This window comes from Comamonas koreensis, assembly GCF_014076495.1.
Taxonomy (GTDB): Bacteria; Pseudomonadota; Gammaproteobacteria; order Burkholderiales; family Burkholderiaceae_C; genus Comamonas; species Comamonas squillarum.
On the sequence record NZ_CP043575.1, the window covers coordinates 498070 to 513348 of the forward strand.

Sequence of the window (15279 nt, forward strand, 5' to 3'; positions counted from 1 at the left end):
GGGTTAGCCTGATTGGCAGCACCTGCGGGCGGGCACAGAATCAGCCCGGTGATTGCAGGAGACCCGCCATGCCCATCCACAGCTATACCGCCCATGTCCAGGAGCTCGAAGCCTTTGGCATGGGCTACCCGCTGCAGGGGGAGGCACGCGACCGGGCCGTGCTGGGCAGCTGGCGCCGCTGCATCGACCAGCACCGGCTCGACCCCTGCCGCACCAGCGAAGCCCATATCGTGCCCGCCGGCCAGCTGCGCGCCCACCGCGAAGAGTCCGAGCCGCTGATCCGCATTGCCCGCAGCGGGCTCGAGCGCCTCTACCAACAGCTCAAGGGCCTGGACTATGTGCTGCTGCTGGCCGACCGCCATGGCGTGGCGGTGGATTTTCTGGGCCATGACAGCGACGCCAGCGACCTGCGCGGCGCCGGCCTCTACCTGGGCGCGCAGTGGCGCGAGGATGTGGCAGGCACCTCGGCCGTCGGCACCTGCCTGGCGACCGGCGAGGCGCTGACGGTGCACCAGAGCGACCATTTCGACTTCACCCACACGCGCCTGTCGTGCACCGCCGCGCCCATCTACGACCTGCAAGGCCAGCTCGCTGCGGTGCTGGATCTGTCCTTGCTGCGCTCGCCCGCCGCCCGCGCCAGCCAGCAGATGGCGCTGCACCTGGTCACCGCTGCCGTGCGCCGCGTGGAGCTGGCCAACCTGATGGCCCAATCGGGTAGCGACTGGGTGCTGCGCCTGGCGCAGTCGCCCGATTTTCTCGATGTCGATGCTGACGCCGCCCTCAGCATCGATGCGCGCGGCCGCATCCGCGCGATGACCCATGCCGCCAGCCGCATGCTGGCCGCCATTGCCGGGCTGAACTGGCGCCAGCACCCGTTGCTGACAGGCCAGCCCCTGGGCCGCTTTTTTGACACCGACCTGCAGGCACTGCCGCAGCTGATGCGCAACCGCCCGGCGCAAGAGCGCATCCTGCGCGCACGCGACGGCAGCATCTGGTTTGCCCATGCGCTGCCGCCTCAGCCGCGCAGCAGCGCGCAGCCCATCCCGCGCCCCACATTGCCAGCGCCGCTGCAGGCGCTGAACACCGGCGATACGGCCATGGGCCAGGTGCTGCACAAGGCCGCGCGGCTGGCGCCACAGGACCTGCCGGTGCTGCTGCAGGGCGAGACCGGCAGCGGCAAGGAGTTTCTGGCCCGCGCGCTGCATGCGGCCAGCGGCCGCAGCGGTGCCTTTGTCGCCATCAACTGCGCCGCCATCCCCGAGGCGCTGCTCGAGAGCGAGCTGTTTGGCTACCTGCCCGGCACCTGGACGGGAGGCGCGCACAAAGGCCGCACCGGGCTGATCGAGGCCGCCCACCAGGGCAGCCTCTTTCTCGACGAAATCGGCGACATGCCGCTGGCTCTGCAGGCCAAGCTGCTGCGCGTGCTGTCCGAGTCGGAGATCACGCCCTTGGGCGCGCGTGCGCCGCGCAAGGTCGATATACGCGTCATCTCCGCATCGCACCGGCCGCTGGCCGAGCTGGCCCAAAGCGGCCAGTTCCGCGCCGACCTGCTCTACCGCCTGAACGCCGCCGAGCTGCCGCTGCCCGCCTTGCGCGAGCGCAGCGATCTGCTGGCCCTGGCCGCGCACATGCTCGCCGTCATGGGCTGCAGCCTGCGCCTGAGCGAGGCCGCACAAGCCGCCCTGCGCGCCCACCACTGGCCCGGCAATCTGCGCGAGCTGCACAATGCGCTGCGCTATGCCGCTGCGCTGGCCGAGCAGCAGATCGACCTGGAGCACCTGCCCGATGCGCTGCAGCGCAGCCCCGCTGTGGCGCAGGGGCGGGACACGGTCAGCGATGGCGCATTGGCAGATACCGCGTTGGATGGCCCTGCCTTGCGCAACGCCACGCTGGAGCAAGTCCTGGCCCAGTGCCAGGGCAATGTCTCCGAAGCCGCCCGCCTGCTGGGCGTGAACCGCTCCACCATCCACCGCCGCATCCAGCGCCAGCAGCTCAGCCGGGTGTTTGCCAGGCAGGAGGGAGAGCGGCCTTAGGCCACTGTTCACAGTCTCCTCGCGCCCCGCACGCAACACGCAAGAGCCCCGCTAAAGCAACGGCCTGCGCCGCCTCGGTTAGGCTGGTGCCACCACCCCCTTGCCGCATTGCCTGCCCATGCCCCGATACCGCTTTAATGTCTTTGGCCGCATCCTTGATCTGGAACCCGTCAGCACCGGCTGGCGCTGCTATGCCGTCGGGCAGGACGGCAAGCGCGCACCCGTGCAATTGGCCGTCCCCGCCGATCTGCCCGCCAGCGAGCTGACCCAGTACCTCTACGACATCTACCATGAGATGGCGACGGGCAGCAGGGGCGATGTGACGGAGATAGGGGTGACGGGTGCGGGGGATGCGTCGAGGAACGCAGGCACTCCCTGAGCGGGTGTGTACGCAGCCACCAGGGATAGGGCTGGCATTCTGGTTGGCATTCGGGCGGTGCCTGAGGAGATAGCCTGCCACCCCACACCATCACGGCGCTTGCCTGGACAGCTGCGCAGCATCTTCAGCACCTGCAGCGATGCCGCTGCGGTGAGGCGGGAGCTGCCAGCCCTAAGAACCTGTTCAAAGAGCCTCAGGCCAAGGCCTGGCGAGCGAGATGCGCCACGGCCAACTCCTGGTGGGCCTGGCTGTGCGATCCGTCCTCCAAAAACCAGGCAGCAGATAAAGCGGCGTGGGCCATCACCCACCGCAGCAGGCGCTGGCGCTCCAGTCCCGCCACATCGACAATGACCGCCAACTGGCGCGCAAAGCGCAGCGGGTCGGTGCAGCTTGGCAGATCCGGGTTGCACAGCACATTCACATAGTCGTAATAGCGTTCACCGCTGACGCGCTTGGGGTCTATCGCCAGCCATCCGCGCTGCCCGAAATCGAGAATATTGCGGTGGTGCGCATCGCCATGCAGCACGACCTGCTCACGCTGATCATGCAACAGCTCCTGGGCGACCATGGCGCAGTCGGCCATCAGCCCCCCTTCACGCTGCGCCATCGGCGCCAGCGACCTGAAAAAGTCCGCCAGCGGCAGCAGATGTTCCGGGGGGTCCGATGCGCGGTGGGAATGCAGCTGGGCCAGGGTGTGGCAGATACAGGCCGTCGCCGCATCATCCTCGCCTGCCAAAGCCATGCGCAGCAAATCCTGGGAGCCCATGGCGCGCTCCATCAGCAGCGCGCCTGACGCGGGATCAGAGGCATAGACCCGCGCCGCGCCATGGCCACCCCACCATTGCAGCACCTGGCCGCCAATGCGCTCGTCAGCATCTCGCGTCACCTTGATCATTGCCGGCAGGCCCTCTGGCGACCCGCGCAGGCTCACCGGCAGAAGATCACTGGTCGCCGTGACCACGGGCTTGCCAGCAGCCCGTACACCCCAGCGCTGGAGGTAGACATTGAAGGGTTCGAGGTCGGAGGACATGCACCGCATTGTCGTAGACGTGCATGCGCCTGCCTGGAAATCCTGGTGCACCACCATGGGCGGGCGCAGATGGCTGCTGCGCAAATCAAAAGCAAGACGGCGCCCATTCGGGTGCCCGGGCTTTTCCGCTGCTGCGCGGAAAACACCGCATTTGGCTGACAGACACTGCCATCGTCTGGTGCTGCAATAGTTGCCGACTCATCCAATTCAGCGGCCCAGAGACTAGAACGTTTAGCGACTGCTCCAATGGGTAGAAGTCTTCCGTTCAACCTTGGGCCCGATGGCCTGAAAGTGGAAGCAATGACGCAATCGCATGGCAAACCCATCGCTAGAAACTTCACCGTAGCGATTCTGGTCCTGGTGACCTTGTTTTTAGTGGGGGGCGGTGGATGGTTGATCGCTCTGGGGGGCTCGGCCTACTACCTGGTGGCAGGCCTGGTGATGGTCGTCATCACCTGGTGGTATGCGCGCGACCGCGCCGCTAGCCTGTGGCTGTATGCGGTGCTGCTGCTTGCCACCATCGCATGGGGCATCTGGGAGTCGGGGACCGATTTCTGGGCGCTGACGCCGCGACTGGATATCTGGTTTGTGCTGGGCCTGTGGCTGGTGCTGCCCTGGGCGAGCCGGCGGCTGAGCCAAAGCGCAGGCGCGAAATCGCTGCTCTCGCTTGGCCTTGTGGCGGTGCTTGCCGTGCTGGGCATGAGCTGGTTCAACGATCCGCAAGAGGTCAATGGCAGCCTGGCGCGCGCGCCGTCGGCGCAGAAAACACCGGTGGCCGGCGTGGCCGATGCTGACTGGCCGGCCTATGGGCGCACCCAGGCCGGTGTGCGCTACTCGCCGCTGGCGCAGATCAACGATGGCAATGTGAGCAAGCTCCAGCTGGCCTGGAAGTACCAGACGGGCGACTTCAAGGGCGATGACGACTCGGGCGAAACCACGGCGGAGCTGACCCCTATCAAGGTGGGCAACCGCATGTTCATCTGCACGACCCACCAGTTCCTCGATGCGCTCGACCCCGCAACCGGCAAGCGCCTCTGGCGTTTTGATCCGCAGCTCAAAGCCGACCGCACCTTCCAGCATCTGACCTGCCGAGGCGTGTCGTACTACGACAGCGCCAACGTCGAGGGCAACAGCGCCAGCGTGCAAAAGAACCTGACCCAGGCCTCTGCCGAGTGCCCCCGCAAAGTCATTCTGCCGGTCAACGATGGGCGCCTGTTCGCGGTGAACCCGGACACCGGCAAGCCCTGCAGCGACTTTGGCAACCAGGGCCAGGTCGACCTGCAGGCCAACATGCCGTTCCCCTACCGTGGCGGCTACAACCCCACCTCGCCCCCGGTAGTGACGGGCTCGACGATCGTGATTGGCGGCTCCATCACCGACAACCTGTCCAACGCAGAGCCCTCGGGCGTGATCCGGGGCTATGACGTCAATACCGGTGCGCTGCGCTGGGTGTTTGACACCGGCGCCGAGGACCCGAACCAGATGCCGGGCGAGAAAGGCGAGTTTGTGCACAACTCCCCCAATGCCTGGGCACCGCTGGCCTATGACGCCAAGACCGACATCGTCTACGTGCCGACCGGCGTGGGAACGCCCGATATCTGGGGCGGCGACCGCACCGAATTGAAAGAGCGCTATGCCAATTCGATGCTGGCCCTGGATGCCAGCACCGGCAAGCTGGTCTGGAACTTCCAGACCACCCACCATGACCTCTGGGACATGGATGTGCCCTCGCAGCCTTCGCTGGTCGACCTCAAGCGCCCCGATGGCACAACGGTGCCTGCCATTTATGTGCTGACCAAGACAGGACAGCTGTTCGTTCTTGATCGGCGCAGTGGCGAAGCCATCCTGCCGGTGACCGAAAAGCCGGTGCCGCAAAGCGTCAAGCGTGGCCCACAAACCAAGGGCGAGCATTATTCGCCGACGCAGCCCTTCTCGACATTGAACATGGGCCCGCACGAGAACCTGACCGACAAGAACATGTGGGGCGCCACCATGTTCGACCAGCTGATGTGCCGGGTGATCTTCCACCGCCTGAACTACGAGGGCATCTACACGCCACCGTCGGAAAATGGCACCTTGGTGTTCCCGGGCAACCTCGGCATATTCGAATGGGGCGGCATGTCGGTGGACACCGACCGCCAGGTCGCGTTCATGAATCCCTTGGGTCTGCCCTTTGTCTCGCGGCTGATCCCTGCAGACCCGAACCGCCCACGCACTGAAAAAGGCGCCGGCACCGAGCAAGGCGTGCAGCCCATGTACGGCACGCCGTATGGGGTGGAGCTCAATGCCTTCCTGTCACCGCTGGGTCTGCCTTGCAAGGAGCCCGCATGGATGACCGTCGCTGGTGTGGATCTCGCCACCCATGAGGTCGTGTGGAGAAAGCGCGTGGGCACCATCCGCGACAGCCTCCCCCATCTGATGCAGCTGCCGCCCATCAAGGCCGGTGTGCCCGGCCTGGGCGGCCTGATCTCCACCGGCGGCAATCTGATGTTCATTGGCGCGACGCAGGACAACTACCTGCGCGCATTCAACGCCAGCAACGGCGATCTGCTCTGGCAGGCGCGCCTGCCAGCGGGCGGCCAGGCCACCCCCATGACCTACGACATCGGCGGCAAGCAGTATGTGGTCATCATGGCCGGCGGGCATGGCTCGTTCGGCACCAAGATGGGCGACTCGCTGATGGCCTATGCGCTGCCGGATTGATGGGCAGACGGATGGGGAGCCGTCGCCAAAAGCAGCGCTCCCCAACGCATAAAAAGGGCCGCGCAACCCATGGCTGCGCGGCCCTTTGCATTGGTAAAAATGCGGCTTAGTCGATCCGTGCAATCACTGCACCGGCCGCCTGGTAGCTGCCTGCGTCCACCTTCAGGCTGATGCGGCCAGCGCGGGGGGCGTTGATCTGCATTTCCATCTTCATGGCTTCCATCACGGCGATCAGCTCGCCCTCCTGCACGCTGGCGCCATCAGCGACCTTCCAGGTCGTGAGGGTGCCGGCGGAGGCGGCAGTGACGGCCTTCTCGTCCACAGCCGCTTCCACGGGCGCTGGGGCAGCGCCAGGGGCCGACAGGCCCGACAGCAGGGAAGCGGGCAGGCCCAGCATCACGCGGCGGCCGTCGAGCTCGATGGCGACGCGCTGCAGGCCAGCGGTAGCGGCAGGCTGGGGTCGGGTTTCGGGCTGGGCATCCCACTGGGGCATCAGCTCGGTTTCGATCCAGCGGGTGTGCACGCCAAAGTGCTCGCCGTTGATGAAGTCGGCATGCGCCATCACCGCTTCGTGGAAAGGCAGCACCGTGGGCACGCCTTCGATCTTGAACTCCTTGAGAGCGCGGCGTGCGCGTTGCACGGCCACTTCGCGGCTGGGGCCCCAGACGATCAGCTTGGCCAGCATGGAATCGAACTGGCCCGCCACTTGCGAGCCCGATTCCACACCGCTGTCAACGCGCACGCCGGGGCCCGATGGGGCCTCGAAGCGGGTCACCAGACCAGGGGCGGGCAGGAAGCCACGGCCCACGTCTTCGGCATTGATGCGGAACTCAAAGGCATGGCCGTGGGGTGCAGGCACCGAGGTATCGGCCAGCACTTCGCCTTCGGCCACGCGGAACTGCAGTCGCACCAGGTCGGTACCGGTGGTCTCTTCGGTCACCGGATGCTCCACCTGCAAACGGGTGTTGACCTCCAGGAACGAGATCGCGCCGCCTTGGCTCAGCAGGTATTCCACCGTACCGGCGCCCACATAGCCCGCAGCCTGGCAGATCTCGCGGGCCGATTGGTGGATGCGCTCGCGCTGCGCGTCGGTGAGGAATGGCGCAGGTGCTTCTTCGACCAGCTTCTGGTTGCGGCGCTGCAGCGAGCAGTCACGCGTGCCCAGCACCCGCACATTGCCGTGCTGGTCGGCCATCACCTGGGCTTCGATGTGGCGGGGCTTGTCCAGGAACTGCTCGACAAAGCACTCGCCACGGCCAAAGGCCGTGACCGCCTCGCGCACCGCCGCGCCATACAGCTCGTCGATGTCCTCGGCCTTCCAGATCACCTTGATGCCACGGCCACCACCGCCGAACGCGGCCTTGACCGCAATCGGCAGGCCATGCTCACGCGCAAAGGCATGCACTTCGGAGACATCCTTGACCGGCTCGGGCGTGCCTGCCACCAGCGGCGCACCGACGCTCAGCGCCAGCTTGCGCGCCTGCACCTTGTCGCCCAGCTGCTCAATGGCCGAAGGCGGTGGTCCCACCCAGGTGAGACCGGCACCGATCACCGCGCGGGCAAAGGCGGCGTTCTCGGACAGAAAGCCATAGCCTGGGTGCACGGCATCTGCGCCGCTTTTTTGCGCCACTGCGATCAGCTTGGCGATGTCCAGATAGGTCTCGGCCGGGCGCTGGCCTTCAAGCGCATAGGCCTCATCGGCCATGCGCACATGCAGGGCGTCGATATCGGCGTCGGCATACACCGCCACGCTCTTGAGGCCGTGGTCCGTGCAGGCACGGATGATGCGGACGGCGATCTCGCCTCTATTTGCAATCAGAACTTTTTTCATGGCTGAGAAGACTCCAGACAACCAAAACACGACAGAGAAGTGAGATTGCCGCAGCGTGTTTCACGGCCTTTTGCAATCAACACTTCGCTCATAGCTAAATCCATTCAAGAACGGGCGCGCAGGCCCTGTTCCACACTCAGCCCACCAGGTCCGCAAAGGGCGCCAGGGGGCGGAATTGCAACCAGCCACCGACGGGCACTTGCGCGGCCAGGTCCAGGTGGTAGGAGGCAATGCAGGCGATGACCGGGTAACCACCGGTCAAGGGGTGGTCGGCCAGGAAAAGGACAGGCTGGCCACTGGCGGGCACCTGGATGGCGCCCAGGGCCGTGCCCTCGCTGGGCAGCTCCTGGGTTTGGCTGCGCACCAGAGCCTCTTGCCCAGCCAGGCGCAAGCCCACGCGGTTGGACTGGGGGGTCACCTGCCAGCGCTGCGCAGCAAACAGGGCCACGGCCTCGGGGGTGAACCAGTCGGTGCGCGGGCCCATGACGACATCGAGCACCACGGTCTCTCCGGCCTTGGGCAGCGCCGGCGGGTTCAGATCGGCGTCCTCCACGGCAGCGGCATCGCGCGCATCGCCCACGGCCAGGGTCTGGCCGGTAGCCAATGCGGCGGGGCCAATGCGGGCCAGGGTATCGGTGCTGGTACTGCCCAGCACGGGCTCGACCAGCCAGCCACCGCGCACGGCCACATAGCTGCGCACGCCGCTGTCGGGCTCGCCCAGCTGGATCACATCGCCATCGTTCAACGCAATGGCCGCATTGCGTTCGGCCTGCCAGGCAGCGCCGCTGGCGCTGCGCACGGTCAAGGGGCCGGTGGCGCCAGTGACGGCCACCACGGTGGCACCCCGGCTTTGCAATTGCAGGCCTGCGGCCACCGATTCGAGCACCGACAGGCGCGCATCGTTGCCCACCAGGCGGTTGGCACGGCGCATCGCGCCCTGGTCCAGCGCACCGGCGGCCGATACGCCCTGGCCAGCCTGGCCGGCACGGCCGGCATCCTGCACCAGGGTTTGCAGGCCGGTGGCACGCACGCGCATGCCGGCGCCGGTGTGCTCCGCCGCTGCCGGGGCTGGGGCTTGCACAGCGGATTGCTGCTGGAGCAAGGCCTGGCCAGCAGCAGTGCTGGCGTCGACAAAGCGCACCAGCATGCCCGGCTGCAGCAACGCAGGCGGGTCGCGCAGCAGGTCCCACATCGGCACATCGGTGCGGCCCAGCAGCTGCCAGCCGCCGGGGGTGTCATTGGGGTAGACGGCACTGAAGGTGCCGGCAATCGCCACCGAGCCCGCAGGCACCTTGGTGCGCGGCGTGCTGCGGCGCGGCACGTTCAGGCTCGGGTCGCCCCCGGTCAGGTAGGCAAAGCCGGGCGCAAAGCCGCAAAAGGCCACGCTGTAGTCGCTGCCGCTGTGGCGGCGAATCAGCTCGGGCACATCAATGCCCAGGATCTGCGCCACATCGGCCAGGTCCTCGCCGTCGTAGTGCACCGCGATCTCAACACGCTGGCCGGCGCTGCGGGCCTGGCGGCCCAGCTGCAGCGCAGCCATGTGGCGCTGCAGGTCGGCCGCGCTGGTCTGCCAGCGGTCAAAGGCGATCAGGATGGTGCGCGCAGCGGGCACCAGCTCCTGCACGCCAGCGGGCAGCTCGGCCTGCAAAGCAGCCAGCAGGTCCAAGGTGTGCTCCAGGTCCTGCAGCTCCACCAGCATGCTCTGGTCGCTCACCGGCAATAAGCGCATCGTGCGTTCGTCGCTCATGCGCCCGCCTTGTCCATGAAGGAGCGGATCTGCACGCCAGCGGCCTGCAGGTGCTCACGCACCGCCTGGGCCATGGCCACCGCGCCGGGGCTGTCGCCGTGCACGCAGATGGAATCGGCCTGCACCTCGACCACCGAGCCATCATTGGCCTGCACCGTGCCTTGCTGCACCAGCTGCAGCATGCGCTTAGCAACCATCTCAGGGTCGTGCAGCACGGCACCGGGCTCGCGGCGCGATACCAATGTGCCTTGCGGGGTGTAGCCCCGGTCGGCAAAGGCCTCGGCAATCACCGTCAGGCCCGCGTCGCGCGCCCATTGCATCAGCGGCGAGCCGGCCAGCACCACCAGCGCCAGCTGTCCGCCCACAGCCTGCATGGCTTCGATCACGGCAGCGGCCTGGCGGCGGTCCTGGGCGATGGTGTTGTACAGCGCGCCATGGGGTTTGACATAGCGCACCGTGGTGCCTGCCGCAGCGGCCAGGCCTTGCAGCGCGCCAATCTGGTAGATCACATCGCTCACCAGGTCGGCATGGGCCACATCCATGTTGCGGCGGCCAAAACCGACCAGGTCGCGGTAGGCCACATGGGCACCGACCACGACGTTGTTGGCCTTGGCTTTTTTCAAGGTATCGAGAATGCCAGCCGGATCGCCTGCATGAAAACCGCAGGCCACGTTGGCGCTGCTGACGATGGACAGCATGGACGCATCGTCGCCCATGGTCCATGCACCCAGGCTCTCGCCCAGGTCGCTGTTCAAATCCATGGTGAGGGACATGGTGCTACCTTTCTTATGAATTTCAGTGGAGTTGGCCTGCGCTCAGCTGCAGATCCTGCTGCTCTGGATCATGCCGCAGCACGGCCGCAATCAGCGCTTCAATACCCTTGCACTGCGTCTCCACCGCCATGCTCGGGGCGCCCGGCAGCGCTGCGGCCATCTCGGGCAGGTAGGGCACATGCACGAAGCCGCCGCGCGTCTGCGCCCAGGCGGGCACGGTGTTCAGGCGGTGCATCAGGCCGTAGAAGACATGGTTGCAGACAAAGGTGCCGGCGGTGTTGCTCACCTCGGCGGGCACACCGGCTGCGCGCATCGCAGCGACCGCCTGCTTGATGGGCAGCCGCGCAAAATAGGCCGCAGGGCCATCGGCGGCCACCGCCACATCGATGGGCTGCTGGCCGGCGTTATCGGCGATGCGGGCATCATCGACATTGATGGCCACGCGCTCGATCGACAAGGCCGTGCGGCCTCCAGCCAGGCCCAGCGCAATCACCAGGCTGGGCTGGTGCTGCTGCAAGGCGGCGTCCAGCGCCTCCAGCGCTTTGCCAAACACACAGGGCAGCTGCACGCCGACGATGCGCGCACCGCCGATTGCCTTGCCATCGAGCCTGCGGGTCACTTCCCACGCGGGGTTGAGGGGGGCTTTGTCAAAGGGCTCAAAGCCCAGCACCAGTACGGTTGCGTCAGTCATGCAGGAGTCCTGTGGTTGCGGCGATCAGTGGTTCATCAAAAAATACAACAAAAACACGTTGCAGACCAGGATGCCCAGTGCCGTGGGCACCTGCGCCTTGATCACCGCATTGCGGTCCGGCAGCTCCAGCAGCGCCGCCGGCACAATGTTGAAGTTCGCCGCCATCGGGGTCAGCAAGGTGCCGCAGTAGCCCGAGAGCATGCCTACCGCGGCCATGATGGCCGGGTCACCGTGGTACACATTGATCAGCACCGGCACGCCCACGCCGCCCGTCATCACCGGGAAGGCGGCAAAGCCATTGCCCATGATGACGGTGAACAGCGCCATGCCGACAACGTACACCACCACGGCCACAAAGCGCAGGTCCATGTTGATGTAGGTGGTGGTCACATGGGCCACGGCCTTGCCAACGCCGGCGTCCGAGAACACCAGACCGAGCATGCCCAGCATCTGCGGCAGCACCATGGCCCAACCCATCGCATCGACCAGGCGGCGCGATTCGCGCAGCGATTGCACCGGCGATTCCTTCGTCATCTTGCAGGCCATCGCTGCACCGATGATGCAGCCCAGCGCCAGGCTCACCAAGGTGGCGTTCTTGGGGTCGATCAGGAAGTTGCCGCCGATCTTGAAGTCCTTGAGCAGCACGCTGCCGATCACGGTCACCACAGGGATGGCCAGCGCCGGCACAAACAGCTTGTTCTTCAGGCGCAGCGCGCTTTCCTTGTTCTCGGCATCGCTGCGCACTTGCGGCTTGCCGCCGCCCACGCCCTTGACCAGCACGATGAGAGCCAGCACGATCACGCCGGCACCGACCACTTCAGGCGGCATCTTGTCGCCCAGCAGGAACATGACCGCGTACAGGCCCCAGAACAGGCCGGTGGTCCAGCGTTTGGGGTTGCTGGCATCGAGCAGGTTGAAGACGGCCACGGCCGCCATGACCAGGCCGGCGAGCCAATAGACTTGGGTGATGCTGAAAATCATGCTTCACCTCCTTCACGGATGGTCGATGCTGCGGCAGGCGCGTTGGCCATTTCCTTGGCGATGTACTGGTCCAGACGACGCAGGCGGTAGGCATGGATCAGGAACGCGCAGATCGCCGTGGGGATGCCCCAGACGGCCACATGGATCGGCTCGACGTCGATGCCCGCTTCATGCAGGAAGGTGGTCATCAGCACAATCGCGCCGAAGGCCACAAAAATGTCTTCACCAAAGAACAGGCCGACGTTGTCGGTGGCGGCGCTGAAAGCGCGAAGGCGGTAGCGCAGCGCTTCGGGCAGCTTGCCGTAGCGGGTTTCGGTCGCACCTTCAGCCATGGGGGCCAGCAGTGGGCGCACCATCTGGGGGTGGCCACCCAGGCTGGTCAGGCCAATGGCAGCGGTCAGCTGGCGCGCGCCCAGGTAGACGATCAGCAGGCGGCCGGTGGTGGCCGACTTGATGTGGCCGATCCAGTTTTGCGCGTGTTGGCGCAGGCCATGGCGCTCCAGCAGGCCGATCACGGCCAGCGGCAACACCAGGATGAGCGGCAGGTTGCGGGTTTTGACAAAACCCGTGCCCAGCTCGGCCAGCACTTTTTGCAGGGGGAAACCCGCCAGCGCAGCGGTGACGAGCGCCGTCACGACCACCACCACAAAGGGATTGAAACGCAGGACGAATCCCACGATGATGACGGCCACCCCGAGGAGCGGCCAGAGGTTGACGATTGAGCTGTCCATGACAATACAAGGTTTGTTATAGGCACGGTTCCCAAGGACTGGGCACCGCATAGTTTTTGTTCAACAAATCATCAATTTGACCAATGGTAAATTTGAGTTTGTTGAACAATACAAAAGTTTAGCCAAACAAAACAAGCTTTCTTATCGGGAAAACCCGTACACATCTGCTTTCAAATAGCGATGTAGGCGAAATTCTCGTCTTTGTGGCGAAGAAAATCGCCACAGTGACCGATTCAGGGGCTGGGGCCAATGCGCTGGGCCGGACCACAGGCCGCCGCTATCATGTGTATCAATCTCTGACTACCTGCGATCGCCATGAATGTTGCACTGCCTACTCTCTCGCTCAATGACCGCGTGGCCGAGCAGATTCGCGACCGCATCGTGCGTGGCGAATTCCAGCCCGGATCACGCCTCTCGGAAGTGGCGCTGAGCGAAAGCCTGGAGATCTCGCGCAACACCTTGCGCGAGGTGTTCCGCCTGCTGACCAAGGAAGGGCTGCTGCGCCATCTGCCCAACCGGGGCGTGTTTGTTGCCATCCCGTCGATGGCCTCGATCATGGACATTTACCGCGTGCGCCGCATGATCGAGTGCCAGGCGCTGCAGCAGGCCATCCCGCAGCACCCGGCGCGCAAGGAAATGCGCGAGGCCGTCGCCGCCCAGAAGCAGCTGCGCGAGGCCGGCCGCTGGGTGGAGGTGGGCACCGGCAATATGCGCTTTCACAAAGGGGTGGTGGCGCTGGCCGATAGCGAGCGGCTCAATACCTTGTTCTCGCACCTGCTGGTGGAGCTGCGCCTGGCCTTTGGCATGCTGGGCGATGCCGAGTTCATGCATGCGCCCTATATCGACCTCAATGCCCACATCCTGGAGCGCTTTGAGGCCGGGGAGATGGAGCAGGCGGCCAAGCTGATGCATGACTACCTGACCCATTCCGAGCGTGTGCTGCTGAGCGTCTATGCCCGCCGCATGAGCGATGCGGGCATGGAGCTGTAAACGCCGCTGCGTTGAGGCCGCGCCGCCGTTCAGGCAGTTGCGGGGTAGAACAGCTTGCGCGCCGTGGCGCTTTGCACCGCCTGGGCGATGGCGCCAATGTGGTCGGGCGTGGTGCCGCAGCAGCCGCCCACGATGTTGACCAGGCCTTCAGCGGCAAACTCGTGCACCAGGCGGCTGGTGATCTCGGGCGTCTCGTCAAAGCCGGTATCGCTCATCGGGTTGGGCAGGCCGGCATTGGGGTAGCAGCTGATGAAGGTGTCGGGTGCGGCCTTGGCCAGCTCCTGCACATAGGGGCGCATCAGGGTGGCGCCCAGCGCGCAGTTCAGCCCGATCGACAGCGGGTTGGCATGGCGCACGCTGTGCCAGAAGGCCGTCACCGTCTGGCCCGACAGAATGCGGCCCGAGGCATCGGTGACGGTGCCGCTGATCATGATCGGCAGCACCTCGCCGGTCTGCTCAAAGGCCTCGTCCACCGCAAACAGCGCTGCCTTGGCGTTGAGCGTGTCAAAAATCGTCTCGACCAGGATCACATCGGCGCCGCCCTCGATCAGCGCCAAGGTCTGCTCCAGGTAGGCCTGGCGCAGCGCCTCAAAGGTCACATTGCGCGCGCCCGGGTCGTTCACATCGGGGCTGATCGAGGCCGTCTTGGGCGTGGGGCCCAAGGCGCCAGCCACATAGCGCTTATGGTCCGGGGTGCTGTACTTGTCGCAGGCCGCACGTGCCAGCTGGGCGCTCTTGAGGTTCATCTCATAGGCCAGATCGGCCATGTGGTAGTCCTCCTGGGCAATCGTCGTCGCACCAAAGGTATTGGTCTCGATCAGATCGGCGCCAGCGGCCAGGTATTTCTCGTGGATGTCGCTGATCACATCGGGGCGGGTGAGCGACAGCAACTCGTTGTTGCCCTTGACGTCGTAGGCAAAGTCCTTGAAGCGCTCACCGACGCTGCCAGGGCCGCTATAGCCTTCACCCCGGTACTGGGCCTCGCCCAGCTTGAAACGTTGGATCATGGTGCCCATTGCGCCATCGAGAATGACGAGGCGCTTGGCCAGGGTGGCGGGCAGTTCTTGGGCTCGGGTATAGCGGGGCAGTGACATGGCGGCCATTGTAGGGCGGCCGCCCGCCAGGCGTGGCGCCCAGGCGTTATTTGCCATACCGGCGCTGGTTGTATGGCGCCCGCTTGCTGCAGGGCCTCTACAGCACATCTGCATCACATCCACAGCGCAATTGCAGGGCATCCGCGCCACAAAACCGCCCGTTACCGCCCCACAAACCCCGCCCTGCCGTTGCTGCGCCCCAAAACGCGCACAATAGCGCTTTGCGCCTGCGCCCGGGCTCCGTGTCTGGGCGACTTCTTCTGGCCCGTTGACGATACCCCGCTTGCGCGGCCCTC

General features: G+C 65.6%; 12 protein-coding genes. 4 read left to right on the forward strand and 8 right to left on the reverse strand.

From position 1 onward, the window contains the following. Positions 1-68: 68 nt before the first annotated feature. Together F0Q04_RS02340 and F0Q04_RS02345 are read left to right on the forward strand one after the other, a co-directional pair. Positions 69-2033: a sigma-54-dependent Fis family transcriptional regulator gene (locus tag F0Q04_RS02340; protein ID WP_116925295.1), complete on the forward strand. Its 1965-nt coding sequence runs from the start codon at positions 69-71 to the stop codon at positions 2031-2033. A 118-nt stretch (positions 2034-2151) separates the two neighbouring features. Next, positions 2152-2412, forward strand: coding sequence for a DUF7661 family protein (locus tag F0Q04_RS02345; RefSeq protein WP_116925296.1), 261 nt, complete (start codon positions 2152-2154; stop codon positions 2410-2412). A gap of 193 nt (positions 2413-2605) precedes the next feature. Here F0Q04_RS02345 and F0Q04_RS02350 read toward each other — a convergent pair whose 3' ends face one another. Further along, the gene (locus tag F0Q04_RS02350; protein WP_116925509.1) at positions 2606-3442 is read right to left on the reverse strand and encodes an aminoglycoside phosphotransferase family protein; all 837 of its coding nucleotides are present in this window, start codon (positions 3440-3442) and stop codon (positions 2606-2608) included. A gap of 300 nt (positions 3443-3742) precedes the next feature. Here F0Q04_RS02350 and F0Q04_RS02355 point away from each other — a divergent pair, with 300 nt between their 5' ends. Continuing rightward, positions 3743-6145: a glucose/quinate/shikimate family membrane-bound PQQ-dependent dehydrogenase gene (locus F0Q04_RS02355; RefSeq protein WP_182344271.1), complete on the forward strand. Its 2403-nt coding sequence runs from the start codon at positions 3743-3745 to the stop codon at positions 6143-6145. 106 nt (positions 6146-6251) lie between these two features. On the opposite strand, the gene F0Q04_RS02360 is transcribed toward F0Q04_RS02355, so the two are convergent. The 6 genes from F0Q04_RS02360 to F0Q04_RS02385 all read right to left on the reverse strand — a co-directional run bounded on the left by F0Q04_RS02360 (position 6252) and on the right by F0Q04_RS02385 (position 12899). Continuing rightward, complete coding sequence (locus F0Q04_RS02360; RefSeq protein ID WP_182344273.1) at positions 6252-7976, reverse strand: acetyl/propionyl/methylcrotonyl-CoA carboxylase subunit alpha; 1725 nt, start codon at positions 7974-7976, stop codon at positions 6252-6254. A 136-nt stretch (positions 7977-8112) separates the two neighbouring features. Then, complete coding sequence (locus tag F0Q04_RS02365) at positions 8113-9705, reverse strand: 5-oxoprolinase/urea amidolyase family protein (RefSeq protein ID WP_182345528.1); 1593 nt, start codon at positions 9703-9705, stop codon at positions 8113-8115. Between the two features lie 14 nt (positions 9706-9719). Then, positions 9720-10496, reverse strand: coding sequence for a LamB/YcsF family protein (locus tag F0Q04_RS02370; RefSeq protein ID WP_182344275.1), 777 nt, complete (start codon positions 10494-10496; stop codon positions 9720-9722). 22 nt (positions 10497-10518) lie between these two features. After that, on the reverse strand, positions 10519-11187 hold the full coding sequence (gene pcp, locus F0Q04_RS02375; protein ID WP_116925300.1) for a pyroglutamyl-peptidase I: 669 nt from the start codon (positions 11185-11187) through the stop codon (positions 10519-10521). A 24-nt stretch (positions 11188-11211) separates the two neighbouring features. Next, positions 11212-12168, reverse strand: coding sequence for a DUF979 domain-containing protein (locus F0Q04_RS02380; RefSeq protein ID WP_116925301.1), 957 nt, complete (start codon positions 12166-12168; stop codon positions 11212-11214). Then, complete coding sequence (locus tag F0Q04_RS02385; protein WP_182344277.1) at positions 12165-12899, reverse strand: DUF969 domain-containing protein; 735 nt, start codon at positions 12897-12899, stop codon at positions 12165-12167. The genes F0Q04_RS02380 and F0Q04_RS02385 overlap by 4 nt, the downstream gene beginning before the upstream one ends. A 315-nt stretch (positions 12900-13214) precedes the next feature. On the opposite strand from F0Q04_RS02385, the gene F0Q04_RS02390 reads away from it, so the two are divergent. Continuing rightward, on the forward strand, positions 13215-13889 hold the full coding sequence (locus tag F0Q04_RS02390; protein WP_116925302.1) for a GntR family transcriptional regulator: 675 nt from the start codon (positions 13215-13217) through the stop codon (positions 13887-13889). A 29-nt stretch (positions 13890-13918) separates the two neighbouring features. Here F0Q04_RS02390 and F0Q04_RS02395 read toward each other — a convergent pair whose 3' ends face one another. Next, on the reverse strand, positions 13919-14983 hold the full coding sequence (locus tag F0Q04_RS02395; protein ID WP_116925511.1) for a homocysteine S-methyltransferase family protein: 1065 nt from the start codon (positions 14981-14983) through the stop codon (positions 13919-13921). Between the last annotated feature and the right edge of the window lie 296 nt (positions 14984-15279).